The sequence below is a fragment of the Vibrio sp. 1249-1 genome, from assembly GCF_033340495.1.
Window position 1 is genome coordinate 24,454 of sequence record NZ_JAWOWJ010000022.1, and the last position, 25,833, is coordinate 50,286.

A 25,833-nucleotide genomic window follows, 5' to 3' on the forward strand; every position below is an offset into this window, starting at 1 on the left:
AGTTCCGTTAAAACACCTAAAAGATGAATGAAGTCGCTCACGTTTTTTAGATACTCTCAATGTCAGTTCAGTGTCAAAACGTACTTTTAACGTTTTTTATTTTTTATAGTTGATGTTAAGTAACTGTTTTTAAATATTTTATTTTATTTTTGATCTTCTCATTTTGAAGTCGCTCAGATTGCTGTAGGGAAAGTTTTTTAGTGCGAAAAAAGTTTGTCATATTTGCCCCGTCCAAACACTGTTTCAAGTTCCTGCCATGTCCTAGTTAGTGAATTTGAAAATGGAAAAAACTAAAAATATAGGGGTTTATAATGTCTTACCTAAAGAAAAGCCTACTTGCCACGGCAATTACCGGCATGATGTTCAGTGGTGCTGCATTTGCTGATGGTGCAAACAGTGACGCAGCAAAAGAGTTTCTAACCAAAGATTCATTTTCTTATGAAGTTTACGGAATCATCGCGATGCAGGCCGCGTACCGCGATTACGATTCTGGCAGCAAAGCAACGGACGATGACTTGGGTGGCATGCAGCTAAACAACGAATCTCGTATCGGTTTCCGTGGTAAAAAACAATTTGCTAACTTCGACCCTACTTTTATTTGGCAAATCGAAGGCGGTTATGTAGACCCTAGCTTTGGTGGCGAGGGCGCAGGTCTTGGTGAACGTGACACATTCGTCGGTTTTGAAAGTGCATCTTGGGGGCAAATTCGCCTGGGTCGCGTTTTGACACCTATGTACGAATTGGTTGACTGGCCAGCATCTAACCCTGGCCTGGGCGATGTATACGACTGGGGTGGTGCTATTGGTGGCGCCAAGTACCAAGACCGTCAATCAAACACTATCCGCTGGGACTCTCCAATGTTTGCTGACAAATTCTCCCTAGATATCGCAGCTGGTGCAGGTGATAAAGCAGGTCTAGGTGAAGGGGATGACTACTGGGGTGGTATCGCAGCACACTACAAAATTGGTCCTATCCAGTTAGATGCGGCATATGAAGGTAACCGTAATATCAAGATGGAAAGCCAAACGTGGGAAAACAACACGTACTTGGTAGGGGCACAAGGCTGGTTTGATAACGGTATTTCTTTCTTCGCGCAATACAAATATATGGAAGCGGACGCAAGCAATGGTGTGAGTGAAAAGCAAGATGCAATGTCTGCCGCTATCATGTACACCACGGGTGATTGGCAATACAAATTGGCTTACGCCGCTAACTTTGATCTCGAGCGTGATGGTAAGAAAATTAACGATACAGCGGACGATGTGTTATCAGCACAAGTTATGTATTTCGTAGATCCATCGGCAGTGCTGTACGTACGTGCTCGTACTCTAGACTTTGGCGACGGTGCGTCTCAATTAGATAAACCAACAGAAGCACGTTGGAAGTCTGCTGACTACGACGAGTTCTCTGTAGGTGTTGAATACTACTTCTAACTAAAGAAGCAGCTAAAAGGGCGGAAACGCCCTTTTTATCTTGATACTTATTCAAATAAGCCTTTGAAATGACTGGCCTGTAAATTTTAGAGGCTTATCTAAATTGGTATAAAGTGAGAAACCATGATGAAAAAAACAACGACACTTCTCGGACTTTGCGCAATGCTTTCGGCGCCAGCTTTTGCTGCTCAACTCACTCTGCAATCTGAATTAATTCCTCGCGTTCTCAACGGCGAGTTCGTCTACCCTGAGTGGATATCCAAGAACAACAGCATCGAGTTAAAGGATGGGGAAAACCAATTGGCGGTAACGGTTGGACAAATCGTATTTGAAGATGGAAAGCGCCGTAAATTCGATTCGCAGCCGCTGGTATTAGAGTTTGATGCAGAAAAAGACACCGAGCTTTCTCTGACTTATCAAACATTCCGTACTATTGAAGAGGCGAGAGCCTTCGAACTCGATCCTAAAGTGGTATTGAAAGACAAAAACGGAAAAGAAGTGGCATTCTCTATGGTTCAACTTCGTAAAGGTGGTTTGCAAGGTTTTCGTGATTATGAACGAGAAGTTGCCGACTATAATAACGCAATGAATAAAGAATCGACTAAGGCAAGCATTGCGTCTTCTCCAGCGGAAACCAAAACAATCAAAGCATCGTTTAATGAATTGAGCCGTGAAGAGCAGCAAGAATTTATGCAATGGGCAATGCGTAACCTGAAGTAATTTCGTCTCGTGCTTTAACAGTAAATAGCAGGGCTGTGCCTTTTTGGTTCTGCCCTGTTTTTATTTCTGTTGTCAAACCGATTGTAGAATTGACTTACGGTGGTAAAATGTCGCCACTTTTATCCTTGACATTACAACGAGAGATCTCTCGTTGCTCATTACCCCTAAGGAACTCAAATGACGGTTAAAACTCGTTTTGCTCCTAGCCCAACTGGCTATCTACACGTTGGTGGTGCGCGTACTGCACTTTACTCTTGGCTATACGCTAAAAACCAAGGTGGTGAATTCGTTCTACGTATCGAAGATACAGACCTTGAGCGTAACTCTCAGGAAGCGGTTGATGCAATTCTTGAAGGCATGGAATGGCTAGGCTTGGAGTGGGATGAAGGTCCTTACTACCAAACTCAACGTTTTGACCGTTACAACGAAATGGTTGATAAGCTTCTTGCAGAAGACAAAGCTTACAAATGTTACGCGTCTAAAGAGCTGCTAGATGAAATCCGTGCAGAGCAAGAAGCAAATAAAGAAATGCCTCGCTACGATGCTAACCATCCAAAAATCAAAGCAGCAAACGAAGCGGCAAAAGATGGCGATCCATGTGTTATCCGTTTCCGTAACCCGAAAGAAGGCAGCGTAGTATTTGATGATCAAATCCGTGGTCGCATTGAAATCCGCAACGATCAAATGGATGACCTAATCATTCGTCGTACAGACGGTTCACCTACTTACAACTTCTGTGTAGTAGTGGATGACTGGGACATGGGTATCACTCACGTTGTTCGTGGCGAAGACCACATCAACAACACGCCTCGTCAAATCAACATCTACGAAGCACTAGGTGCGCCAGTACCTACATTTGCACACTGTGCAATGATCCTGGGTGATGACGGCGCGAAACTGTCTAAACGTCACGGCGCTGTATCAGTCATGCAATACCGCGATATGGGCTACCTGCCTGCGGCACTAAACAACTACCTAGTGCGCCTTGGTTGGTCTCATGGTGACCAAGAAATCTTCTCTCAAGAAGAGATGATCAATCTATTTAGCCTAAACGCAGTATCTAAGTCAGCGTCAGCTTTTAACACTGACAAACTGCAATGGTTGAACAACCACTACATCAAGAACTCAGATCCTGCGTACGTTGCTGAGCATCTACAATGGCATCTAGATCAACAAAAACTAGACGTAACGAATGGTCCTGCTATCACTGACGTGATCAAGCTAGTGGGTGAGCGTTGCAACACACTAGTTGAGCTAGCTGAGCAAATCCGCTACTTCTATGAAGATTTCTCTGAGTTTGAAGCGGGCGCAGCGAAGAAACACCTACGTGGCGTGGCTAAAGAGCCTCTAGAACTTGCATTAGCGAAAGTGGAAGCACTAACTGAGTGGACGACAGCGAACATCAAAGATGGCGTTATCGCAGCAGTATGTGAAGAGTTGGAAATCGGCATGGGCAAAATCGGTATGCCATTACGTGTTGCTGTAACAGGCGGCGGTCAGTCTCCTTCTGTCGATGCAGTAATGGAGCTGGTTGGAAGAGAGCGTTGTATTGCTCGCATTAAGATGGCGCTTGAGTTCATTGCTGAGCGTGAAGCAAACGCATAATTGCTTTGAACTGAACGTTCTTTTGAATAAATAGTCACAAAGCCGCGGTGAGCAACCGCGGCTTTTTTGTATCTTCAATTTAGATAACGAGAAACTTTCTCTCATATTGGTGAATGAAGAGATGGTTTCACCTGTAATTTACCTCAATATGGATAAGATTTTTTAATCCAAATATCGTTGGCGTGAATAAAAAATGAGCGATTATATATCAAATATCTGATTGATTTTTATCCATGTTCCTTAAAGTTCCATTTTATTTGTCTCATTTTTAAGAAAAATCTTTGCTTTAGCTATGTTGTTCCAAAAATTAAAGCAAACGTTTGCGTCGTGATTGCGTGGGGATTTTTTTGCTTAAGATCACATGTTGTCGAGATTTTTGATGACAATAAATTGACAGAATTGGGATTTTTCTCGCGATTTCTTAGCGTTATAGTTCATCCCGTCAGCGATACCGAGATGGCGATATGTATCACTGAACAGGAAATGTACGTAAGTTGCTTCCATAAAAAAAATGCATGTGCATAAAAAGAAGCTGACTAAGTATCTCACTCAAGGAATGAATAAAAAGAATTGAAATACAACGTCAGTCAGACGGCGCATTTCGGCATCTAACAAAAGAACTTCTTTAGAGGAATCAATAATGAAAAAATTAGCAGCGGTAATTTCAGCGTCTCTACTTATGGCTTCAGCAGCACAAGCAGAAGTATACGTTGGTGGTAAGATGGGTAAGTCATGGATGGAAGACGCGTGTGTAGCGGGCCAGGCTTGTGACAAAGACGATTCTACTCTTGGCGCTTTTGTTGGTTACGAAATGAATAAATACTTCGCAGTAGAAGCGGGTTTCGACAACATCGGTGATTTTAACCAAACTTCTTTCGGTGGCCACGTAGAAGCAATCACTCTTGCTCCTAAATTTAGCCTACCAATCACTGAAGACATCGCACTTTACGGTAAAGTGGGTGGCGCTTACGTAATGTTTGATGGCAAAGATGATTACTCTTACCTAGGCGCAGCTGGTCTTGAATTCAACCTAAGCCAAAACGTAACAGCTCGTGCGGAATACCAAACACTGACTGACATCAGCAACGATGTAACTCGTGCGACAGGTAACACTGCAACACTAGGTGTTTCTTTCAAATTCGGCGGCAACGATGAGCCAGTAATCGTAGAAGAGCCAGTTGTTGTTGAAGAAGTGGTTGTAGAAGAAGTGGTAGAAGAGCCAGTTGTAGTTACGAAAACATTCGAAACTCAAACAATTGGCACAGGTAGCTTCGATCTAAACAGCACAACTCTAAAACCAGAGAGCGCTGCAAAACTTGATAACCTAGTTGCTTTCCTAAACGAGCACCCACAAGCGAACGTTGAAGTTGTAGGTTACACAGATACGTCTGGTCCAGCAGCTTACAACCTAAAGGTTTCTGAAAAACGTGCTGAGTCTGTTGCTAACGCGCTCGTTGAAAAAGGTATTGATTCATCACGTATCCAAGCTCGTGGCGAAGGTGAAAACAACCCAATCGCTTCAAACGACACTCGTGAAGGTCGTCAACAAAACCGTCGCGTAGAAATCGTTGTTCCAGAATTTGAATACCAAGTTCAGCAATAAGCTCCTATTCGACCGTAGTATAGAAGACTGAAGCTGAAAGCCCCAAAGAGTTCGCTCTTTGGGGCTTTTTATTTCTCTTTAAAAACTAACTGAAATGTTCAAAGTGGCTAGGTATTACTTAAGATCAATGCTGTTTAAACGCCCCATAAATGTCAGGATCTCCAAGTTATCTTTATGTGCTTCTAACAACGCTTTTTTGGTTTGCATGTAGGCGGCAAGTTTGCCGTACTTACTAATAGAGCGAACCACCGTTTTATATTTATACTCACCGTCATCATTGAACTCTCGCCACTTGGCGATGTAACACGTATCTCGGTTGTCAGGGTTTTCAAGAGTAGGGTTAGGCTTGTGAACGATTTTAGGCTCAACGCTATGTGGAAGCCTGGTCATTAAGTAAGGGTCTTTCAAAAGACGTCGCCAGAATTTGCCCCACATTTGCCGGCCTAACTCGTTTCTCAGCTTAATGGCTTTTTGTAAGCCTTTCTTTTCTCCAATACGAACAAATCCTACCGAGCGGTGTAGTACCGTATCCTCGGGGGTATGGATATGTATCTTAAAGGCTGTCTTGCCTTTAGAAATAAAGCGGTGTCCAGTGTTAGTTATTAAATTGCTCTTAGACATAGTGCTAACTAATAATTTTATTAATAGCCAAAAGGGTAAGCAAAACTCATAGATAATTAAAGTAATAAAATACAAAACTGTAAATAGGGCTTGTTGAAATGATTTCAAGGGGAAGAAGTCAGATCAGTAGAAGACTTTATCCCGTAACCGAAACACCTGATCCGATCATATTGATTACTGGGAAGATTACCTAACACGATGTACTAGGGGGAGCAGTGCGAGGCTTGAAATTGAAGATACAAAAAAGCCTTAGCTCAAGTGGGAGCTAAGGCTATGATATGGCGCCCCCAGTAGGATTCGAACCTACGACCTGTCCCTTAGGAGGGGACTGCGCTATCCAGCTGTGCCATGGGGGCGTAATACCAATAGTTGCAGTTCATTGCACTGTTTTACTGAGTTCAAATCTAGCAATCTACCAGATCTGTATCAGCATCACGTTGAACGATTCGCTACGGTCATTGGTATAATCAAATAAGATGCGCTGCCTATGATATTCAAAAGTGAGCATATCTCAAGACTTAATGTTTGCTTTTATAGGATCTTGTTCATTACGTCGCCAATTTGAACGCTAGATGCTAAATTTGGCTGATCAATCGTCAGCTCGGCTTCGTGTTCGTATATGCGTGATACCGTTAATGTAATTTCGCTTTGCGAGACTTTGTTTCTTGGCAATCCATTTTGGTCGATAAACGACGCGGTGTGCCAAAGCTGCAATTTGTCTCCCTCTTTTACGCCGTGCATACGGCCGAGATCCATCGTTACGGTATTACCGAAGACTGCCACAACCTCTGGCAATGTAATTTTGCAAGATAGCTCCGACTCCAGATCCAACATAATATTGCGACTAACGCGAAGCATCATCTCGCCATAGGTCGATGCCCAAAAACGTGCACTACGAGTGTCCACTTGACTCGTCTTAGCAAATGGCCAACGCGCGACCTCACGGTAGGCTTTGTTGAAGATTTCATGGCCAGTTTTACCATCAAATACTTTCATTTCTAACGCAAACTGACGATTGATGATGTCATCTTGCAATAGTTGAGATTCGACCGTTGCAGTGAGATCGGTGATGACCCCTCCAATGATGTATTGTGCGCCATTGTCTTGCGCGATCATTTGAGTGCGAGCAGGATAGTTGCTGCTTATTGAGTAGTCCGTTGTACCAACAGACACAAAGCTGCGTGAGGTTTGATCAAGTTGACGGTTCACTACGTGGCTAAAATCGTCACCAACTTGATAAATTTGTCCCATCACTGCTTGTTGTGGTGATGCGACCTCAATATTGCCGACCAGCATTGTCTTTTTGTATTGATCGGTGTGGCAACCCGTTGCCGATGGATAAATATCAACGCGGATTTTTACCTCGACTTTACCGCGACGTTTGCGTTCAGACTCGACCAAAATGTAACGGACTTCATGATTGGTAAACTGGTATTCGTTGCGGCTTTCTTCTAATAGCGGCATCAAGTTGCTAATACTGCCAATATCTGCGCCCGAAAAATTGACGGCTTTGAACAGCGCGTCTTCCAACGCATGGAGCCTTGCCGTCTCTTCTGAAGAAACGATGGTGGCAACGCCTGTGACTTCATACCAAGATGCCATTACCTTAAAAGGCACAAGCATCACTAAAGTGATTGAAAACAGACTGTTTAATATTTTTTTCATTGGTTACAACCGTTCGGGTATAAATATTGCTTTAACAAATTCAGTGAAGTTTGGTGGGTTTTTCTTCGTTAGGCAAACAAAGAAAAGCAAAGACTGTTCCAATATTCACTTTCTTGGAAAGGAATTAATAAAGAACGGTATCACCTAAGATTATCTGGAGAATCAAACCATGAAAAAGTGGCTTGTCGCCGCATCGATGATGACGCTTCTGACATCGTGCGCGTACTCACCGATTTACAATGGTAAAGAACCGTACTCGGGAAGCCAGTTCATGCTGATGGATAGTCCGCGTCATACGATGGACTTTTTCATTGAGAGCATGACAGAAGACCTGATGGTTTCTAATGTGGCAGTATCAGCGCGGACACCGATTGCGATTACCTCGTTTGTTGATCTACAAAATATGGATGCAACAAACTGGTTAGGTAACTCGGTCTCTGAAGGTTTTATCCATCAGTTTCAGCGCCGAGGGTTTAAAGTGGTTGATTTCAAAACTACGGGCTCTATTCAAGTGACGCAGCAGGGCGATTTTGCTTTAAGTCGTGATTGGCAAGATTTAGCTCAAGAGCAGCAAATTCAGTATGTACTGACCGGAACAATGCTGCGCCAAGAGGGCGGAGTGCTTGTCAATGCACGCGTGGTTGGCATGCAAAGCCGTGTAGTTGTAGCGACAGCGCAAGGTTTCCTTCCGGCTGACCGTATTGGGCGTGACTTAGATACGTTAAATAGCATCCGCACACAAGATGGTGTGTTGATTCGTTCTGACCCTACTATTCGTCAGCCGTACACTGTGATTCTCCGTCCATAGGATAGAAGCATGAAGAAGTTATTATTTATTGTTGCCACACTGATATTGGTTGGGTGTCAGCCATTACAACAGATGCGTCAAGATGAAATCTTAGTGGCGGTGGGTTATGCCAGCGTCAGTGAGCAAACAGGCCGCACAGTTGAAGAAAAGCGTGTACGAGCAATGCGCGCATCAAAAATTGATGCTTATCGTGAGCTAGCAGAGCAAGTTTATGGCATGCGTGTTAGTGGACGTGCAGAGCTGCAAGACCAGCGTTTGGGTATTGAAAGCACCACTGGTGCCGTCGATGGTGTAATTCGTGGTGCAGAAGTTGTGCGTAGTTATCTTGTTGAAGACAGTTATGTGACTGAGCTGCGCCTGGATATCCGTAAGATGGATAAGCTACGTGATTATGGAGAAGTTCAGCAGGTGCCTGAGAAGCGTCAGCAAACCTTGTTTTAAACCATTTCACTAGACAGATAATCTTTTTGAGCGGCTGATTGGTAACAATGAGTCGCTTTTTTATATCTACGTGAGCGCGGGAATTGAGGGTAAGAGTGACGTTTAAGCTTTTATATTGGTGCCAAGCGTCGAGATGGTGTGGGTTTTTCCGCCCGCATTGTAGGTCATGCCAACTTTGCCATGAGTTCGCTGAAGCATGTTGTTGAGTTTATTGAAGCTCAGCTGTGCACGACTAAGCGATTCGCCATTTACTTGGTTAACTTGTTGACAGTCGAGGACGATCGATTGGATCTGAGCAACAACCTGACTTAGGTGCTCATCTTCAGTAAGTTGATTGACGTGCGGGTGAGAGGCGATTCGCTGATCAGTTGTTCTGAGCTGATCAATGAGCGTCATCTTCTGTTTGGCAATGTTCTCAATCTCGGTAGAGACACGCGCCGTGATTGCTTGTGTTTCTTGGCGTAAAACAGCGGAAAGTGCCTTAGCATTTTCTAGCTGGAAATTAACGAGATCGACTAATGCTGCCATAAAATACTTACCTTCGGCCTAAGTCAGTTAGCTTTTGCCTTGCAATTCGTTTTCAAACTTAATCATGTTGTCAGCCAATTTTTCAGGATCGACTTTGTATGAACCGTTTGTGATAGCTTCTTTGATTGCTGCAACTTTGGCGCTGTCATATGCCGGAGAAGCTGCCATATCCTTCTGGAGTTTACTGACGGCTTTACTTTGCTGGCTGAGTGATACTGCGTCTTGTTGCGCTGGCGCCTTTTTTGATTCTGTCGTGCTGGTAGCATTGGAATCGTTACGTGCAGGTGCGCGACTTGTTGTCGTCATCATTTGCCCTGAACGTATATTATCTATACCTGCCATGTTTAACCTTTGCCTTGTATCGTAATACTGGTATCCAGACTATCGACCAGCGCAAAAATAACTTTAGTCATTTTTTGCATTTTTATTGATCAGTTTAAACACGCTACCAGTGGGTATTAAAAATTAACAGTGATTTCCGCAATGTCAGTCACTATGCCTTCTATTATACGTTGTGACTTATCATTTTTCACTCTTACTTGATCGCCAGCTGAACCATCCTGCAATGCTGTTCCTTGCGTTGTGATCGTCATGCCAGAATTCACCGCTTTGATAATGACCTTTTCATTTCGGCATACCACACAAACATCATTTCTCTCTACGACATCGCCTAAACGAACATTACGCTTTAGCTTTGCCCCAACCACTTGATCGTAGCTAGAAAATCCATCTTTACGAAAGCGCTGTAGCTCGATCATGGAAGTGGTAACATCCGATGCGCTGACGATTTCTCCTCTCCCTAATGTTCGTGTCGCGACGATCATTGGTACTGATACCGAGATCCTCACAGGGACATAGACTTTCCAGTCATCCGGTTGGCATTCCACTAACACATTGATGTTACTTCTCGTGCTGCTGGTGGAAGAGGCAGATGTATCTAACGGAACAGGGCAATCCGTTGCTTTTATTCTCGAGTCGATCTCTGCCGCATTAACAGATAGCTCGCCACCATCAGGCTGATCAACCGTAGCAAGAATATGTTGTTCTGCTGCTGTTTTTATTTGCTCGATCTGATTATCTGAAGCTGAATGAACAAAAAAGCTAAACATACTGAGCAAAATGCCGATAGACTTAGCGTACTTTGTAATTAGCGCTCTACATATTGTCATAGTCAATGGTGTCGAAGTGAAAGTGAAATACGCCATACTGTCTCCCTGGTATCGTGCTTGCCAGTGGTAGAGTATCATTTAAAAACAAAAAGTTTGAGATGGAGATGAGCATATGACGGGGATTCTTGACTCGGTGAATCAGCGTACGCAACTCGTCGGTCAGAACCGATTGGAATTATTGACCTTTCGACTGATGGGCCGACAGCGCTACGGCATTAACGTATTCAAAGTGAAAGAAGTACTACAGTGCCCTAAGCTGACTTCAATGCCAAATCTACACCCTCTGGTTAAAGGTATCGCTCATATCCGCGGCCATACCGTGTCCGTTATTGATTTGAGCCTGGCAATTGGTGGCCGCCCAACCACTGATTTAGATAAATGTTTTGTTGTTATTGCAGAATTTAACCGTACGATCCAAGCATTTTTGGTATCATCGGTTGAGCGTATTATCAATATGCATTGGGAAGCGATTTTGCCACCGCCAGACGGTGCAGGTAAAGCGCACTACTTGACTGCCGTGACAAACATTGACAATGAGCTGGTTGAAATCCTTGACGTTGAAAAAATCCTGGCAGAAATTGCGCCAGTTGATGAAACGATGGATTCCGCTATTGGCGAAGAAATCGCACAAGCAGAACAAGAAAAGCCTATTGTACGCCGTATACTGATTGCTGATGACTCGACGGTCGCGCGTAAACAGGTAGAGCGTGCGATTACATCCATCGGTTTTGAGGTCGTATCTGTCAAAGACGGCAAAGAAGCGTACAATAAGTTGATTGAAATGGCTCAAGAAGGCAATATCTACGATCAAATTTCGTTGGTTATTTCCGATATTGAAATGCCAGAAATGGACGGCTATACCTTAACGGCTGAAATTCGCAGACATGCAGATTTGAAAGACCTTTATGTTATCCTCCATTCTTCATTAAGTGGTGTATTCAACCAAGCTATGGTTGAGCGTGTAGGTGCCAACACCTTCATTGCGAAATTTAACCCAGATGAGTTGGGTAACGCGGTTAAATCTGCATTAACACAATAAAAGAGACATTAATGACTGCTATTACAATCAGTGATCAAGAGTATCGTGACTTTAGCCGTTTTCTAGAATCGCAATGTGGCATCGTGTTAGGTGATAGCAAGCAATACCTCGTGCGTAGCCGACTGAGTCCTTTAGTGACGAAGTTTAAGCTCGCATCGTTATCAGATTTGCTACGTGATGTTGTTACAGGGCGTAATCGAGAATTACGAGTCGCCGCTGTGGATGCGATGACGACTAACGAAACCTTGTGGTTTCGAGATACTTATCCGTTCACGGTTTTAGCTGACAAATTATTGCCAGAAGTAGCGGCAAGTAAGCGCCCAATTAAGATCTGGTCTGCTGCCAGTTCATCGGGCCAAGAACCGTATTCTATTGCAATGACGATCCTGGAAACGCAACAGCGCAAGCCGGGCTTGTTACCAAACGTGTCCATTACAGCCACAGATATTTCGGCAAGTATGCTCGAGATGTGTCGTGCAGGGGTGTACGACAACTTGGCTTTGGGTCGCGGGCTTTCACCAGAACGTCGTCGCACCTTCTTTGAAAATGCGGACGGTGGTCGCATGAAAGTCAAAGATAACGTCAAGCGTTTGGTGAACTTTCGTCCACAAAACTTGATGGACAGTTACGCACTGATGGGTAAGTTCGACATCATTTTCTGTCGTAACGTATTGATTTACTTTTCTCCAGAAATGAAATCTAAAGTGCTTAACCAAATGGCGAGCAGTTTAAACCCTGGTGGCTACTTGCTGTTAGGGGCATCAGAGTCGCTAACTGGTCTGACTGATAAATTTGAAATGGTGCGCTGTAATCCGGGCATCATTTACAAGCTTAAATAGCGGTATCTCTTCATTGATAGAAAAGCCTGACTTCGTGTCAGGCTTTTTTTGTTTGTTACCTTTCTGCGCCGAGCGCCTCATGTATCACTCAATTAGTTGAAGCGCGTTTTTGCCTTGTGCCCTCAACACGGTGTATCTTTATTAAGTGACAAAGTGATACGACATGACATTCCAGTTACTTTGGCTCACTTATTGCTATTTCAATTCACGGTAACCACTAGGTTGGTGTAATGCTTTAGGTTTTGGCATGCTAATTGCTTTTTGGTTATCAATCACGGTCAGTTCTTAATTGTAGAGGCAAACATGGCTATATCTTTTGACAATGCACTAGGCATCCACCAGCACACGGTGGGCGTACGTGAACGCAATGCAGAGGTGATTTCCACCAATATCGCACAAGCAAACACGCCTGGTTACAAAGCAAGAGGTTTAGACTTTGCGAAGGAATTGCAAGCGGCAACATCTGGGGCAAGCATTGGTCTTAGTCGCACAGATGGTCGGCATATTCCTGCCACTACAACGTTGGTTGGGGACAAGTTATATCGTCTTCCTACGCAACCAGATACGGGAGATGGCAACACGGTAGACTTGGATTTAGAGCGTAACTTGTTTATGCAAAACCAAATCAGACACCAAGCATCACTCGACTTTCTAGGCAGCAAATTCAAGAACTTAACCAAAGCAATCAAAGGGGAATAATTTAGATGAGCTTATTTAACGTTTTCAATGTGACAGGTTCCGCAATGAGCGCTGAATCCGTTCGTCTGAATACTACCTCAAGCAACTTGGCGAACGCCGACAGTGTCAGCAGCTCTGCGAAAGACACTTACAAAGCGCGTCATGCAGTGTTTGGTGCAGAGTTAAGTAACGCCATGCGTGGCGGTGATACGGTGCCAGTGAAAGTGATGGGTATTGTAGAAAGTGATAAACCGCTGAGTGCGGAGTACAACCCAGATCATCCCCTTGCAAACGAAGAAGGCTACATTTACAAGCCTAACGTCAATGTAATGGAAGAAATGGCAAACATGATTTCAGCTTCTCGTGCATACCAAACTAATGTACAGGTCGCTGATTCTAGTAAACAAATGCTGCTGCGTACGCTGCAGATGGGTCAATAAGGATAAGGGGGTAGCGTATGGCCGGAATTAACAACGTTGGTCAAAGCGGCTTGTCCTATATCGACCAGCTTAAAAGTCTACAAGAGAGTAACAAGAAAGCGGAAGAGAGCACGGGTAAGCAGGATCTAAAACAGGAAGACTTCTTATCATTGCTCACGAAGCAACTGTCTCAGCAAGACCCTTTTAAGCCGGTGAGTAATGACCAGATGATTGCGCAAATGGCTTCATTTGCGACCGTTGATGGCATTGGCAAGATGAACACTCAGTTTGAGAGTTTGAATTCGTCAATGACATCAAATCAAGCGTTACAAGCTTCCTCTTTGGTAGGGCGTGACGTATTGGTCCCAGGAGCAGCAGGTGTGAAGCAGGACGACGCACCAATGGCGGCAATGGTTAAGCTTTCACAATCTATCGATAATCTGTTTGTTCGTGTAGAGGATGAAGCTGGCCAACTGGTTCGTACCTTTGAGGTAGGGGCGAAACCAGCCGGCGACACGCGTGTGCTTTGGGACGGTAAAGATGAAAGCGGAAATCCACTGCCAGCTGGCAAATACAAAGTGAAAGCGTCTGGCTTAGTTGAAGGGGAGTCGCAAGAGTTCCCAGTATCGACGTATGCCAACGTAAACAGCGTATTGCTTGGCAAAGGTGACGGAAACGTATTACTCAATCTGGCTGGTTTTGAGTCGCCAGTTCGACTTGCAGAAGTATTGGAAGTCGGCAAAGCGTAGTCATAGCTCGCTAGATTAGGAGATTTTGGAATGTCATATGTATCTTTAAGCGGTTTGTCCGCCGCCCAACTGGATTTGAACACCACCAGTAACAACATTGCGAACGCCAACACTTACGGCTTTAAAGAGTCCCGTGCTGAGTTTGCTGATGTCTACTCTAACTCTTTATTTACTAACGCAAAAACCACACCGGGTGGTGGTGCGCAAGCAAGCCAAGTGGCACAGCAGTTCCATGAAGGCTCTAGCATTTACACCAACAACCCAATGGATTTGCGTGTTTCGGGGACAGGTTTTTTCGCTGTAGCGAAAGAGCGTCTAACTCCACAACAGAATGAACTGACACGTAATGGTGCATTTCACTTAAATAAAGAAAACTACATGGTGACCGCGAACGACGAGTTCTTATTAGGTTACCAAGTGGACCCAAGCTCTGGTGAGGTTTCTTCATACGAGCCACAACCTATCAATATTCCTGCTGAATTTGGTAAGCCAAAGCAAACAGCAAACATTGAAGTGGGCGTGAACTTGCCAGCTAACGGCGATTTGAAAGATCCGACTCAGTTTGATTTTTCAGACCCAGATACATACAACCGTTCAACTTCTTCGACTATTTATGACTCGATGGGTCAGTCTTACAAGCTAACGACGTACTACTTGAAAGATCAGACTCAGCCAAACACGTGGAACACTTACTACACCGTGACAGATAAAGAAGGTGAAAAGCCTTTAAATGTTGCGGCAGGTGATGCACAAACGCCAACAGGCCATGTGGGTCATACCATGAAGTTCAACAACGATGGTACGTTGGCGAGCTTGAACAATGGTCAGCCAATTACGTCTGTGGCATTAGGCGATCCGGCGACGAACACGACACCAGTCGATATGAATGGTGCCGATCCTGCGCAGACGCTTAACTTCGGCTTAGGCTCAGCAACACAGTTTGCGGCTCCGTTCGAACTGACTAAGTTTGACGAAGACGGTGCAACAACGGGCTTCCTAACCAAAGTTGACTTCGATGAAAACGGCAGCGTATTGGGAACTTACTCAAACGGTGAAAACGTTACATTGGGTCGTGTTGCTCTCGTACGTGTTCCAAACGAGCAAGGTCTGGATAAGAAAGGCGGCACTCAATGGGATTCAACGCAGTTCTCGGGTGACAAGATCTGGGGTGAATCAAATAAAGGCTCTTTCGGCACCATCAATAACGGTATGCTGGAACAGTCAAACATTGATATGACGCAGGAGTTGGTGGACCTGATCTCTGCTCAGCGTAACTTCCAAGCAAACTCACGTTCGCTAGAAGTACACAACCAACTACAACAGAATATCTTACAGATCCGCTAGAGCACTAGCTGGGTCATTCGATACTCTGCTTGAGTAAGCAATGGCGTGTGATTGCTTCTTAGTAATTACCGCTTTGTTCATTTTCATCATGACATTCATCTGATGCTTAGCCTGAATACACCTCACTCAGGCTAAGCATGCTTTGATCTACGATTTGCCGCTGTTGCCGCCGTATGGATCAAAACCTTGCCTCTCGTTACAGTTTTCTGCCTCTATTGACCTCTTTTAATAGTTTGTTATTAATTCAAGATATTGATTAGTAAGTCTATTTTTATTTTGGCATAACTATTGCTTTTACTCCGTGTACAGAGAGATTTTTTGGAGTAATTTATGGATCGCGCACTGTTTCTCGCAATGAGTGGCGCCAAGCAAAATATGCAGGCACTACAATTGCGCGCTAATAACTTGGCTAACGTAAGCACGACCGGATTTCGGGCTGATTTAGCACAGGCTCGCTCAATGCAGGCTTATGGTGAAGGCCATCCTTCACGTGTATTCAGCATGACAGAGCGTCCAGGGCATAACTTTGCTCAAGGTAGCGTGATTACAACAGGGCGTGATCTGGATGTGACGATTGAAGGCAGCGGCTGGATATCGGTACTCGATCACACAGGGAAAGAAGGGTTGACTCGTAACGGCAACCTAAAAGTCGATCAAAATGGCATGCTTACCAACGCAAGTGGTCATTTGGTGCTGGGTGAAAACGATGCGCCGATTACTTTGCCTATTCCTCTCTCCAAAATTGAAATCGGTCGGGATGGCACCATCTCTGTGCTTCCTCAAGGTGCCCCGGCAGAAGAATTCCAAGCGGTTGATCGCATTAAGCTTGTTAAGCCTAATGACCAAAGCTTGTTTAAAGACACCAATGGCTTATTTCGCCATAAAACTCCAAACCAACCTTACGAAGCAGACGCGACTGTTAGCCTCCAGACGGGAGCGATAGAGGGCAGTAACGTGAATGCCGTAGGTGAAATGACCGCATTGATTGACTTACAACGTCAGTTTGAAATGCAAGTCAAGATGATGAGCACAGCTGAAGAAATGGATAAATCTTCAGATTCACTGCTTCGTATGAGTTAACAGAGTTAGAGGTTCACTATGCATCCAGCACTATGGGTAAGTAAAACAGGTTTAGACGCCCAACAAACCAACATTGCCACAATTTCGAACAACTTGGCGAATGCCTCTACTGTCGGCTACAAAAAGAGCCGTGCAGTATTCGAAGATTTGTTCTATCAGAACATCAACCAGCCTGGCGGCCAGTCATCTCAGAACACGGAACTGCCAAGTGGCTTGATGTTAGGTTCGGGTTCTAAAGTGGTTGCGACGCAAAAAGTGCACACGCACGGCAATGCACAGACAACGACTAACGCACTGGACATGATGGTGGAAGGCGACGGTTTTTTCCAAGTGACATTGCCGGACGGCAACATCGGTTATACCCGTAACGGTCAGTTCACGCTCAATGGTGAAGGCACGTTAGTCACGTCGGGTTCTGGCTACCCTGTAGAGCCTGAAATTGTGATTCCAGAAGATGCGATTTCTATTACTGTTGGTACGGATGGTGAAGTGTCGGTTCGCGTCCGAGGTCAGCAAGACAACCAAGTCGTTGGTCAGCTAACCATTACAGATTTTGTTAACCCGGGTGGCCTAGAGCCAATTGGTCAGAACCTTTACTTACCAACGGGTGCCAGTGGCGATCCACAAGAGGGTGTTCCTGGTTTGGACGGTTTGGGGGAAATTCGTCAATCCATGCTGGAAGCGTCCAACGTGAATGTAACGGAAGAGTTGGTCAACATGATCGAAGCCCAGCGCGTTTACGAAATGAACTCAAAAGTGATCTCGTCAGTCGATAAAATGATGAGCTTCGTTAACCAGCAATTGTAACGATTAAGAGCAAGATTTGAGGAGCTCACGATGAAACGTATTTGCCTACTCGCTTTGATTGCTACGATGTCGGGCTGTGCCATGTTGGAACCGATTGAAACGGATGAAGTGACACAAGCAACCACTGTGGTCGACGCAGTAGAAGGCGATAAATCGAAAGAAGAGAGCAGCGGTATTGTAGATACTTTACGTGGTAGAAGTGATCCGGTTGCTGGCGACCCTGCTTGGGCTCCAATTCATCCGAAAAACAAGCCTGAGCATTACGCTGCTGCAACAGGTTCGTTGTTTAGCGCCGAGCACATTACCGATCTCTACGACGATTCTAAACCACGTGGTATTGGCGACATTATTACCGTAACACTGGATGAGACAACCAGTGCGACGAAAAGCGCAAATGCCGATTTATCGAAAACCAATGAAGCGCAAATGGACCCGCTTCAAGTGGGCGGAGAAGAGCTGCAAATTGGCGGAAAATATAATTTCTCTTATGACTTAAACAACTCCAACTCATTTGCAGGTGACTCTTCTGCAAAGCAGAGCAACAGCATCAGTGGTTACATCACTGTTGAGGTGATCGAAGTACTGGCAAACGGCAACCTCGTGATCCGCGGTGAGAAGTGGATGACGCTAAATACGGGTGATGAGTACATACGTTTAAGTGGCACTATTCGTCCGGATGATATTAATTTCGACAACACCATTGCATCAAATCGCGTTTCTAACGCAAGAATTCAGTACTCTGGCACTGGTTTGCAACAAGATATGCAAGAGCCAGGCTTCTTGGCACGATTCTTTAATGTAGCGCTATAACACGCCGTGCTGACGGCAATTTGACTGCAAGAGATAAGTAAGCATGAAAAAACTCCTTTTAGTACTGATGAGCGTTGCTCTGTTTTCTACCGTAGCCCAAGCCGCACGTATCAAAGACGTCGCGCAAGTGGCAGGTGTACGAAGCAACCAACTCGTGGGTTATGGTTTGGTTTCAGGCTTACCTGGTACGGGTGAAGCGAACCCGTTTACAGAGCAAAGTTTCGCCGCCATGCTGCAAAACTTCGGCATTCAGATGCCGCCGGGCACAAAGCCAAAAATTAAAAACGTTGCCGCAGTCATGGTTACGGCAGAATTGCCGCCTTTCTCTAAACCGGGTCAGCAAGTGGACGTGACTGTCTCTTCCATCGGAAGTGCTAAAAGTTTGCGTGGTGGTACGCTACTACAAACGTTCCTCAAAGGTCTCGACGGTCAAGTTTACGCGGTTGCTCAAGGTAACTTAGTAGTGAGCGGCTTCAGTGCTGAAGGCGCTGACGGTTCTAAAATCGTAGGTAACAATCCAACCGTTGGTCTTATCTCTAGTGGTGCGACAGTAGAGCGAGAAATTCCAAACCCATTTGGTCGTGGTGATTACATCACGTTCAACTTGCTTGAGTCAGACTTCACAACGGCTCAACGTATGGCGGATGCTGTAAACAACTTCCTTGGCCCACAAATGGCGAGCGCTGTTGACGCGACATCAGTGCGCGTGCGTGCTCCTCGTGACGTCAGTCAGCGTGTTGCGTTCTTATCGGCAATCGAAAACCTAGAATTCGACCCGGCAGATGGTGCAGCCAAAATCATCGTTAACTCACGAACGGGCACTATTGTAGTTGGTAAGCATGTACGTCTTAAACCAGCAGCAGTAACGCATGGCGGCATGACGGTTGCGATCAAAGAAAACCTGAATGTTAGCCAACCTAACGGCTTTTCTGGTGGGCAAACCGTAGTCGTACCAGACTCGGATATCGAAGTCAGCGAAGAGCAAGGAAAAATGTTTAAGTTCGAACCAGGCTTAACGTTGGATGATTTGGTCCGTGCCGTGAACCAAGTCGGGGCTGCGCCTTCGGACTTGATGGCAATTTTACAAGCATTGAAGCAAGCTGGTGCCATTGAAGGCCAGTTGATCATCATTTAATGGTTAGGAGGTAGGTATAATGAACAATCCTAACGACATTGGTTTTATCCATGACATCAGTTCTCTGGATACTCTGCGTCAAAAAGCAGTGAAAGAGGGAAAAGATGGCGAGCAAGAAGCATTGCATGCGGCTGCTCGTCAGTTCGAATCGATCTTCACCTCCATGATGTTGAAATCCATGCGTGAAGCCAATGAGGGCTTTGAGTCCAACATGATGAACAGCCAAAACGAGAAGTTCTACCGACAAATGTTGGATGAACAGATGGCGAGTGAATTGAGTTCGTCTGGTTCAATGGGACTGGCCGATATGATTGTTAAGCAATTAACGGCTGGGCAAGAGAACGACAAAAAAGAAACGGCTATGCGTGATGCGGCAAACAATGCTGCGGAATATCGTCGTGTTGACCCGAAAAAAGCGCGCGAGATTGAACAGCGCTTGATTGAATCTGGTCAATTATCTCGACCAAGTAATGAACCCACTCGATTCGATTCACCAGAATCCTTTGTTAACTCGATGAAGCCATACGCGGAGAAAGCTGCGAAAGCCTTAGGTGTCGAGCCATCTTTGCTACTTGCGCAAGCCGCTTTGGAAACGGGGTGGGGACAAAAGGTCGTGAAGAACGCGCGTGGCAGCAGCAACAACTTATTTAATATCAAAGCAGATCGAAGCTGGCAGGGTGATAAAGTGACGACTCAAACTTTAGAGTTCCACGATAACACGCCAGTGAAAGAGACGGCAGCGTTTCGCTCCTACTCAAGTTACGAAGACAGCTTTAATGACTTTGTACGATTTTTGAATGACAACCCACGTTACGAGACAGCATTGCAGAAACGCGGGAATTCAGAGTTGTTTATTCGCGGTATCCACAGTGCGGGTTACGCGACCGATCCGAATTACGCAGATAAAGTCCTGCAGGTGAAGGATAAAATCGAAAGTATGTAATGTCTCTGCGACAATTTATGACGTTCTCGAAGGCTTGCCATAGTGCAAGCCTTCACTTTATCTGAACATCTACGCCTTTCTATCACTTGGCACATCTTTTGCTTTTAATGTGTCTAGGTGATCGGTTTTGCCGATTTATATTTCGTTTTCGGGGGCATGTATGGCGTCAGATCTTCTGAATGTAGGTACTCAAAGTGTGCTTACTGCTCAGAGACAATTAAACACCACTGGTCATAACATTTCTAATGTTAATACAGAGGGTTATAGCCGTCAGTCTGTTATCCAAGGCACGAATGATCCGCGCATGTTTGGTGGTTCTACCTACGGCATGGGTGTGCATGTGGAAAATGTTCGCCGCTCGTGGGATCAGTTTGCCGTGAATGAACTGAACCTGTCGTCGACCAACAATGCCAACAAAACGGATACCCAAGACAATCTTGATATGCTCTCTAGCATGTTGAGCTCCGTGGCATCGAAGAAAATTCCCGAGAACCTGAATGAGTGGTTCGATGCGGTAAAAACCATGGCAGATACCCCGAACGATTTAGGGGCACGAAAAGTGGTATTGGAAAAGGCGAAAATCTTCTCTGATACATTAAATGATTTCCACGAAACCGTGCGACTGCAATCTGATGTCACCAATAAAAAATTGGATATGGGCATTGAGCGCGTTAATCAACTTGCGTTGGAAATTCGCGATATTCATCGACTGATGATGCGTACTCCCGGCCCACATAATGACCTGATGGATCAGCATGAAAAGCTGGTTACTGAGCTGTCAGAGTACACCAAAGTTACCGTAACCCCACGCAAAAATGCGGAAGGGTTTAATGTTCATATCGGCAATGGACACACTCTTGTTTCTGGCACGGAAGCAAGCCAGCTCAAAATGATCGATGGCTATCCGGATGTTCATCAAAGACGATTAGCAATGGTGGAAGGGAATGGCATTAAAGCGATCAAGTCTGATGATATGGATGGCAAAATCGGCGCTTTACTTGAAATGCGCGACAAACACATCCCACAACTGCAAGATGAAATGGGCCGTTTAGCGACGGGCTTCTCCTACAAAATTAATCAGCTGCAATCTCAAGGTCTGGATCTCAACGGTAAGATAGGTAAAGACGTATTTACTGACGTGAACTCTGAGCTGGTGGCAAAATCTCGAGTTTTTGCCGCGCCTGACTCTCAAGCTGATGTTGCGGTTTACATCGAGGACATTTCCGCGATCAAAGGTGGTGAATATTCGCTGCGTTATGATGGCGACCAATACAGCGTGACAACACCGAAAGGTGAGCAAATGTCGTTGAACATCGACCGTTCGGATTCGTCGTTTGTTCTGGATGGTATGAAAGTGCAAATTGGTGAAGGCCTTGCCGCCGGTGAGCGCGTATTGCTACGCCCAACGAGAAGTGGTGCAGCCATCATAAAGATGGAAACCAATGACGCAAAAGCTATTGCCGCACAAAGTTATGAAGCCTCAACCACTTTTGCCCAAGGTAACGCCAAGTTTAAAATTCGTGAGGCGGGGGATGTTAAAGAGTTTGAGGTTACCGTACAACCAGCCGACGAGAAGCATGATAAGCCGTGGTTAAAGATCACGGATAACAAGGGTAACTTACTATCGGACAAATACTCATACCCGTTAGATAAAGATAACCCGAAGATTGAAATATCAGTGCCGAAAAGCCATCCGCTGTATAAAAACGGCGATGCAACCGTGTTTGAGTTGAGCGAAGGCGCACTGATGAATGATAAATTCACCGCAAACTTGGTGCCTTCTGAAGGTGGTAACGGCAACTTGAGAAAAATGCAGAAGATCCAAACAGACAAGATGATGGATGGAAAATCCAGCACCTTGATCGATGTTTATCATAACCTCAATACTGAAGTTGGACTGAAGTCTTCTACAGCAAACCGTTTAGCCTCCGTCGCTCGTTTAGAGCATGAAGCGGCGCAAGAGCGCGTTGCTTCTATTTCTGGTGTTAACCTCGATGAAGAAGCGGCCAACATGATGAAGTTTCAACAAGCGTACATGGCTTCATCACGTGTGATGCAAGCGGCGAATGATACCTTCAATACCATTTTACAACTGAGGTAAGGAGAAGAGATAAGTGCTAACCCGAATTTCTAGTTTCCATAACTATCAGTCCGTACAAAATGATCTGCGTCGTCAAGAGAATAAGGTTCACCACAACCAAGAGCAACTTGCTTCAGGGAAAAAGTTACTGAAACCTAGTGACGACCCCCTCGCTGCGCATTACATCCAAAACATTAGTCAGCAACAAGAACAGCTACAACAATATCTTAGCTCGATAGTGTTGGTGCGTAATCGTCTAGAAAACCACGAAGTTAATATCGCCAATGCGGAGAATTTTGCCGACGAGTCGAAGCGCTTAACTATGGAGATGATTAACGGTGCCTTTTCTGCTGAAGACCGACAAGCAAAGAAGCGTGAGTTAGAAGAGATTGCGAACAACTTCCTTAACTTGGTGAACTCGCAAGATGAATCTGGTAACTACGTGTTTGCTGGCACTAAGCCAAAAAGCCAACCATTTTATCGCGATAAAGATGGTAGCGTGCAATACGCTGGGGACGATTATCAGCGCAAAATGAAAGTTTCTAGCATGCTTGAGATGCCAATGAACGATCCTGGCAGCAAGCTGTTTATGGAGATACCAAACCCATTTGGCGATTATCAGCCGAATTACGATCTACAAAACGGTTCTGAGTTGCTATTAAACAGAGCCACTAACGTTGATACGAAGGATGATGCGGCGTATCGCGTGACATTTGTCGATATGAATAACGGCAAATTTGGTTACCAATTAGAGCGTAACGGCAAAGTAGTGGATGCCGATGAGTTTTCTCCAGAGAAAGGGATTGAATACAAAGGCCTGAAAGTGCACGTAAAAGGCCAAATTACGCCTGGTGACAGCATTGAGATCGAAAAGCGGGCAGAGTTCAGCATTTTCGATACCTTCAAGGATGCAATGGCATGGTCAGACAAATCGGTTTCGGATACGTCGGCGACCGCCAAATTGCACCAAATGACAGAAGAATTCCACGCTGCTTTTATCCATTTGAATAAAGCGCGTACAGATGCCGGTGCTCGATTGAGTACGCTGGATATCCAAGAGCAAAATCATGAAGACTTTAATTTGTCTCTCGCAAAAGCGAAGAGCAACTTTGAGGACTTGGATTACTCTAAAGCCGTGATCGAGTTCAGTGAAAACTCGCGAGCGTTACAGGCATCGCAACAAGCATTCGGTAAGACCAAAGATCTAACGTTGTTTAACTACATCTAGTATGGCACTCATACACATTGTCTGATTTTGATGCCTTATGTGCAAAGCCTTAAGCGCGATAAGTCGGCGTAACCTGAGAGTCTGAGATGTCATGCGGCACGATTTTACCCAAAGCGGCAATGAGGCGGGAGGCAAGTCGGGCGGCAACAGGGCAGCGTTCAATACCCTTGGGCTAAGATGAGTCTGACAAACCTGAAATAGCTTAATGATAAAGCTAACTTATTGTTTATCTGATTCTTTTAAAAGTAGTTAAATAATTTACGCAAGTTGGCACACAAATTGTATTGAAAATATCAGAACAGATTTAGAGATTCTAAACCCTGCGTTTAAGGCAGATTTAGCAAGTAACTTTTACGGTCAGTGCTTATCCAAATGAGAGTAAAGCTGGCCGCTTCGCAAAAGCTTGCGAACTCAACAGGAGAGCAAAATGGCTGTAACAGTTAGTACTAACGTCTCCGCGATGACCGCGCAGCGTTACCTAAACAAAGCGACTGATGAATTAAACACGTCGATGGAGCGCTTATCTTCAGGACATAAGATTAACAGTGCAAAAGATGATGCGGCAGGTCTACAGATCTCTAACCGCTTAACTGCACAGTCTCGTGGCCTAGATGTCGCAATGCGTAACGCGAACGATGGTATCTCGATTGCACAAACCGCTGAAGGTGCGATGAATGAGGCAACCTCTGTCATGCAACGAATGCGTGACCTTGCGATTCAATCATCGAACGGTACTAACTCTCCGGCTGAGCGTCAGGCGATCAACGAAGAGTCAATGGCATTGATTGACGAGCTAAACCGTATTGCAGAAACCACTTCATTTGGTGGTCGTCGTCTATTGAACGGCTCATTCGGTGAAGCGGCATTCCAGATTGGTGCGAGCTCAGGTGAAGCCATGATCATGGGACTCACCAGCATTCGTGCGGACGATACTCGCATGGGCGGTGTGACCTTCTTATCTGAGAACGGTAAAGATAAAAACTGGAGCGTTGACCCAGCTAAATCTGACTTGAAGATCACGCTACCAGGTATGGGTGAAGACGAAGACGGCAATGTTGATGATCTAGAAATCAACATTAATGCCAAAGCGGGCGACGACATCGAAGAGCTTGCCACATACATTAATGGTCAGTCTGATATGATTAATGCGTCTGTAAGTGAAGATGGCAAGTTGCAAGTTTTTGTCGCGCATCCAAACGTTCAGGGTGAGATTTCTATTTCTGGTGGATTAGCATCTGAGCTTGGCCTGAGTGATGAACCTATCAGAACGTCAGTACAAGATATTGATATGACCACGGTACAAGGTTCTCAAAACGCGATTTCTGTGCTGGATTCGGCACTGAAATACGTAGACTCGCAACGTGCAGACTTAGGTGCGAAGCAAAACCGTCTGAGTCACAGCATCAACAACTTGGCAAACATCCAAGAAAACGTTGACGCATCGAACAGCCGAATTAAAGATACAGATTTTGCGAAAGAAACCACGCAAATGACCAAAGCACAAATTTTGCAACAAGCAGGTACATCGATTCTTGCTCAAGCGAAACAGTTGCCAAACTCTGCAATGTCACTATTGCAGTAGTTTACTTAGCCTGTACTCAATACATTCAGACGTGGATGGGAATGCAGGCTTTTGGCAAGCAACTTTACAATAGAATGAGCGGCTCTCTCATCTCTCACCTGCCAATCATTTTCAATGTAAAGTTGCACTCGGTATGCCGGAAATGTGTTCATTTCTCTTGATCTCCACATAGGCTCTGGCGACCAACCTAGCCCCAGTTCTCTCAAAGGAAAAGGGGCTTTTTCTTTTCTAATTTTCACGTCTATCGTCTGCGAACTTACCTTTAATTGTTTCCTTTTGCTGGTTTTCTATACAATTTAGCCCTCTCGGCTCGATTTGTGGAAACTTGAGCACTTTTTCTTACTTTTCTTCAATTTTATTAGCTAAATCTCGCAATGTTATTTTTTTAAACTTTTTTCTAAAGCTTCTGAATTTGGTGTCGTTAATAGAGGTAACTTTGAGAGAACTACTTGGTTTTCCGAGACGTCGGAAACCGCTACACCGGAAAATCAATTGGAGAAATCACCA

25 protein-coding genes and 1 tRNA gene are annotated in these 25,833 nt (G+C 44.9%); 20 read left to right on the forward strand and 6 right to left on the reverse strand.

Going from position 1 to position 25,833, the window contains the following annotated elements:
• The first annotated feature begins 311 nt into the window (after positions 1-311).
• From chiP to R7Z50_RS22555, 4 genes are all read left to right on the forward strand, one after another.
• Positions 312-1,433: a chitoporin gene (gene chiP, locus R7Z50_RS22540; protein WP_005382007.1), complete on the forward strand. Its 1,122-nt coding sequence runs from the start codon at positions 312-314 to the stop codon at positions 1,431-1,433.
• A 123-nt stretch (positions 1,434-1,556) separates the two neighbouring features.
• Positions 1,557-2,153 (forward strand): DUF2057 domain-containing protein, encoded by a 597-nt coding sequence (locus R7Z50_RS22545; protein WP_064369044.1) that lies wholly within the window; start codon positions 1,557-1,559, stop codon positions 2,151-2,153.
• Between the two features lie 177 nt (positions 2,154-2,330).
• Complete coding sequence (gltX, locus tag R7Z50_RS22550; protein ID WP_213971127.1) at positions 2,331-3,758, forward strand: glutamate--tRNA ligase; 1,428 nt, start codon at positions 2,331-2,333, stop codon at positions 3,756-3,758.
• Positions 3,759-4,398: 640 nt separating this feature from the next.
• Positions 4,399-5,361: an OmpA family protein gene (locus R7Z50_RS22555; protein ID WP_006743033.1), complete on the forward strand. Its 963-nt coding sequence runs from the start codon at positions 4,399-4,401 to the stop codon at positions 5,359-5,361.
• Positions 5,362-5,475: 114 nt separating this feature from the next.
• On the opposite strand, the gene R7Z50_RS22560 is transcribed toward R7Z50_RS22555, so the two are convergent.
• The 3 genes from R7Z50_RS22560 to R7Z50_RS22570 form a co-directional block, all read right to left on the reverse strand.
• Positions 5,476-5,982, reverse strand: coding sequence for a hypothetical protein (locus tag R7Z50_RS22560; RefSeq protein ID WP_005382011.1), 507 nt, complete (start codon positions 5,980-5,982; stop codon positions 5,476-5,478).
• A 279-nt stretch (positions 5,983-6,261) separates the two neighbouring features.
• A tRNA-Arg gene (locus tag R7Z50_RS22565) sits at positions 6,262-6,338 on the reverse strand.
• Between the two features lie 175 nt (positions 6,339-6,513).
• Positions 6,514-7,647 (reverse strand): flagellar assembly protein FlgT, encoded by a 1,134-nt coding sequence (locus R7Z50_RS22570; RefSeq protein ID WP_005382012.1) that lies wholly within the window; start codon positions 7,645-7,647, stop codon positions 6,514-6,516.
• 169 nt (positions 7,648-7,816) lie between these two features.
• Here R7Z50_RS22570 and R7Z50_RS22575 point away from each other — a divergent pair, with 169 nt between their 5' ends.
• Positions 7,817-8,455 carry a FlgO family outer membrane protein gene (locus tag R7Z50_RS22575; protein ID WP_005382013.1) on the forward strand — a complete coding sequence of 213 codons (639 nt, stop codon included), beginning with the start codon at positions 7,817-7,819 and terminating at the stop codon, positions 8,453-8,455.
• Positions 8,456-8,464: 9 nt separating this feature from the next.
• Entirely contained in the window at positions 8,465-8,896 is a 432-nt protein-coding gene (flgP, locus tag R7Z50_RS22580; RefSeq protein ID WP_005382014.1) for a flagellar assembly lipoprotein FlgP, read from the forward strand.
• A 102-nt stretch (positions 8,897-8,998) separates the two neighbouring features.
• On the opposite strand, the gene R7Z50_RS22585 is transcribed toward flgP, so the two are convergent.
• From R7Z50_RS22585 to flgA, 3 genes are all read right to left on the reverse strand, one after another.
• On the reverse strand, positions 8,999-9,424 hold the full coding sequence (locus R7Z50_RS22585) for a flagella synthesis protein FlgN (protein ID WP_005382015.1): 426 nt from the start codon (positions 9,422-9,424) through the stop codon (positions 8,999-9,001).
• A gap of 27 nt (positions 9,425-9,451) precedes the next feature.
• Positions 9,452-9,766: a flagellar biosynthesis anti-sigma factor FlgM gene (gene flgM / locus R7Z50_RS22590; protein WP_005382018.1), complete on the reverse strand. Its 315-nt coding sequence runs from the start codon at positions 9,764-9,766 to the stop codon at positions 9,452-9,454.
• Between the two features lie 116 nt (positions 9,767-9,882).
• Positions 9,883-10,629, reverse strand: coding sequence for a flagellar basal body P-ring formation chaperone FlgA (flgA, locus tag R7Z50_RS22595; RefSeq protein WP_005382020.1), 747 nt, complete (start codon positions 10,627-10,629; stop codon positions 9,883-9,885).
• Between the two features lie 76 nt (positions 10,630-10,705).
• On the opposite strand from flgA, the gene R7Z50_RS22600 reads away from it, so the two are divergent.
• The 14 genes from R7Z50_RS22600 (at position 10,706) to R7Z50_RS22665 (ending at position 25,326) form a co-directional block, all read left to right on the forward strand.
• Complete coding sequence (locus tag R7Z50_RS22600) at positions 10,706-11,632, forward strand: chemotaxis protein CheV (protein ID WP_005382022.1); 927 nt, start codon at positions 10,706-10,708, stop codon at positions 11,630-11,632.
• An 11-nt stretch (positions 11,633-11,643) separates the two neighbouring features.
• Positions 11,644-12,471 (forward strand): CheR family methyltransferase, encoded by an 828-nt coding sequence (locus tag R7Z50_RS22605; protein ID WP_005382024.1) that lies wholly within the window; start codon positions 11,644-11,646, stop codon positions 12,469-12,471.
• Positions 12,472-12,774: 303 nt separating this feature from the next.
• Positions 12,775-13,170, forward strand: coding sequence for a flagellar basal body rod protein FlgB (flgB, locus tag R7Z50_RS22610; RefSeq protein WP_005382026.1), 396 nt, complete (start codon positions 12,775-12,777; stop codon positions 13,168-13,170).
• Between the two features lie 5 nt (positions 13,171-13,175).
• Positions 13,176-13,589 (forward strand): flagellar basal body rod protein FlgC, encoded by a 414-nt coding sequence (gene flgC, locus R7Z50_RS22615; protein ID WP_005393132.1) that lies wholly within the window; start codon positions 13,176-13,178, stop codon positions 13,587-13,589.
• A gap of 17 nt (positions 13,590-13,606) precedes the next feature.
• Positions 13,607-14,317, forward strand: a complete 711-nt coding sequence (gene flgD, locus R7Z50_RS22620; RefSeq protein ID WP_005382029.1) for a flagellar hook assembly protein FlgD — start codon at positions 13,607-13,609, stop codon at positions 14,315-14,317.
• 30 nt (positions 14,318-14,347) lie between these two features.
• On the forward strand, positions 14,348-15,661 hold the full coding sequence (gene flgE / locus R7Z50_RS22625) for a flagellar hook protein FlgE (protein ID WP_005382030.1): 1,314 nt from the start codon (positions 14,348-14,350) through the stop codon (positions 15,659-15,661).
• A 330-nt stretch (positions 15,662-15,991) separates the two neighbouring features.
• Positions 15,992-16,741 (forward strand): flagellar basal-body rod protein FlgF, encoded by a 750-nt coding sequence (flgF, locus tag R7Z50_RS22630; RefSeq protein ID WP_005382031.1) that lies wholly within the window; start codon positions 15,992-15,994, stop codon positions 16,739-16,741.
• Between the two features lie 18 nt (positions 16,742-16,759).
• Positions 16,760-17,548, forward strand: coding sequence for a flagellar basal-body rod protein FlgG (gene flgG, locus R7Z50_RS22635; protein WP_213903853.1), 789 nt, complete (start codon positions 16,760-16,762; stop codon positions 17,546-17,548).
• Positions 17,549-17,578: 30 nt separating this feature from the next.
• Positions 17,579-18,358 (forward strand): flagellar basal body L-ring protein FlgH, encoded by a 780-nt coding sequence (gene flgH / locus R7Z50_RS22640; protein WP_005382033.1) that lies wholly within the window; start codon positions 17,579-17,581, stop codon positions 18,356-18,358.
• Between the two features lie 43 nt (positions 18,359-18,401).
• Positions 18,402-19,493: a flagellar basal body P-ring protein FlgI gene (locus tag R7Z50_RS22645; RefSeq protein WP_005393118.1), complete on the forward strand. Its 1,092-nt coding sequence runs from the start codon at positions 18,402-18,404 to the stop codon at positions 19,491-19,493.
• A gap of 16 nt (positions 19,494-19,509) precedes the next feature.
• Complete coding sequence (gene flgJ, locus R7Z50_RS22650) at positions 19,510-20,436, forward strand: flagellar assembly peptidoglycan hydrolase FlgJ (protein WP_213903856.1); 927 nt, start codon at positions 19,510-19,512, stop codon at positions 20,434-20,436.
• A gap of 160 nt (positions 20,437-20,596) precedes the next feature.
• Positions 20,597-22,537, forward strand: a complete 1,941-nt coding sequence (gene flgK, locus R7Z50_RS22655) for a flagellar hook-associated protein FlgK (protein ID WP_115385803.1) — start codon at positions 20,597-20,599, stop codon at positions 22,535-22,537.
• Between the two features lie 13 nt (positions 22,538-22,550).
• Positions 22,551-23,744 (forward strand): flagellar hook-associated protein FlgL, encoded by a 1,194-nt coding sequence (gene flgL / locus R7Z50_RS22660; protein ID WP_047102907.1) that lies wholly within the window; start codon positions 22,551-22,553, stop codon positions 23,742-23,744.
• A gap of 427 nt (positions 23,745-24,171) precedes the next feature.
• The gene (locus tag R7Z50_RS22665) at positions 24,172-25,326 is read left to right on the forward strand and encodes a flagellin (protein ID WP_005382038.1); all 1,155 of its coding nucleotides are present in this window, start codon (positions 24,172-24,174) and stop codon (positions 25,324-25,326) included.
• Positions 25,327-25,833: the final 507 nt, after the last annotated feature.

Coding starts and splice junctions, on each gene's coding strand:
- chiP (WP_005382007.1), top strand. CDS start 312: ATGTCTTACCTAAAGAAAAGCCTACTTGCCACGGCAATTACCGGCATG.
- R7Z50_RS22545 (WP_064369044.1), top strand. CDS start 1,557: ATGATGAAAAAAACAACGACACTTCTCGGACTTTGCGCAATGCTTTCG.
- gltX (WP_213971127.1), top strand. CDS start 2,331: ATGACGGTTAAAACTCGTTTTGCTCCTAGCCCAACTGGCTATCTACAC.
- R7Z50_RS22555 (WP_006743033.1), top strand. CDS start 4,399: ATGAAAAAATTAGCAGCGGTAATTTCAGCGTCTCTACTTATGGCTTCA.
- R7Z50_RS22560 (WP_005382011.1), bottom strand. CDS start 5,982: ATGTCTAAGAGCAATTTAATAACTAACACTGGACACCGCTTTATTTCT.
- R7Z50_RS22570 (WP_005382012.1), bottom strand. CDS start 7,647: ATGAAAAAAATATTAAACAGTCTGTTTTCAATCACTTTAGTGATGCTT.
- R7Z50_RS22575 (WP_005382013.1), top strand. CDS start 7,817: ATGAAAAAGTGGCTTGTCGCCGCATCGATGATGACGCTTCTGACATCG.
- flgP (WP_005382014.1), top strand. CDS start 8,465: ATGAAGAAGTTATTATTTATTGTTGCCACACTGATATTGGTTGGGTGT.
- R7Z50_RS22585 (WP_005382015.1), bottom strand. CDS start 9,424: ATGGCAGCATTAGTCGATCTCGTTAATTTCCAGCTAGAAAATGCTAAG.
- flgM (WP_005382018.1), bottom strand. CDS start 9,766: ATGGCAGGTATAGATAATATACGTTCAGGGCAAATGATGACGACAACA.
- flgA (WP_005382020.1), bottom strand. CDS start 10,629: ATGGCGTATTTCACTTTCACTTCGACACCATTGACTATGACAATATGT.
- R7Z50_RS22600 (WP_005382022.1), top strand. CDS start 10,706: ATGACGGGGATTCTTGACTCGGTGAATCAGCGTACGCAACTCGTCGGT.
- R7Z50_RS22605 (WP_005382024.1), top strand. CDS start 11,644: ATGACTGCTATTACAATCAGTGATCAAGAGTATCGTGACTTTAGCCGT.
- flgB (WP_005382026.1), top strand. CDS start 12,775: ATGGCTATATCTTTTGACAATGCACTAGGCATCCACCAGCACACGGTG.
- flgC (WP_005393132.1), top strand. CDS start 13,176: ATGAGCTTATTTAACGTTTTCAATGTGACAGGTTCCGCAATGAGCGCT.
- flgD (WP_005382029.1), top strand. CDS start 13,607: ATGGCCGGAATTAACAACGTTGGTCAAAGCGGCTTGTCCTATATCGAC.
- flgE (WP_005382030.1), top strand. CDS start 14,348: ATGTCATATGTATCTTTAAGCGGTTTGTCCGCCGCCCAACTGGATTTG.
- flgF (WP_005382031.1), top strand. CDS start 15,992: ATGGATCGCGCACTGTTTCTCGCAATGAGTGGCGCCAAGCAAAATATG.
- flgG (WP_213903853.1), top strand. CDS start 16,760: ATGCATCCAGCACTATGGGTAAGTAAAACAGGTTTAGACGCCCAACAA.
- flgH (WP_005382033.1), top strand. CDS start 17,579: ATGAAACGTATTTGCCTACTCGCTTTGATTGCTACGATGTCGGGCTGT.
- R7Z50_RS22645 (WP_005393118.1), top strand. CDS start 18,402: ATGAAAAAACTCCTTTTAGTACTGATGAGCGTTGCTCTGTTTTCTACC.
- flgK (WP_115385803.1), top strand. CDS start 20,597: ATGGCGTCAGATCTTCTGAATGTAGGTACTCAAAGTGTGCTTACTGCT.
- R7Z50_RS22665 (WP_005382038.1), top strand. CDS start 24,172: ATGGCTGTAACAGTTAGTACTAACGTCTCCGCGATGACCGCGCAGCGT.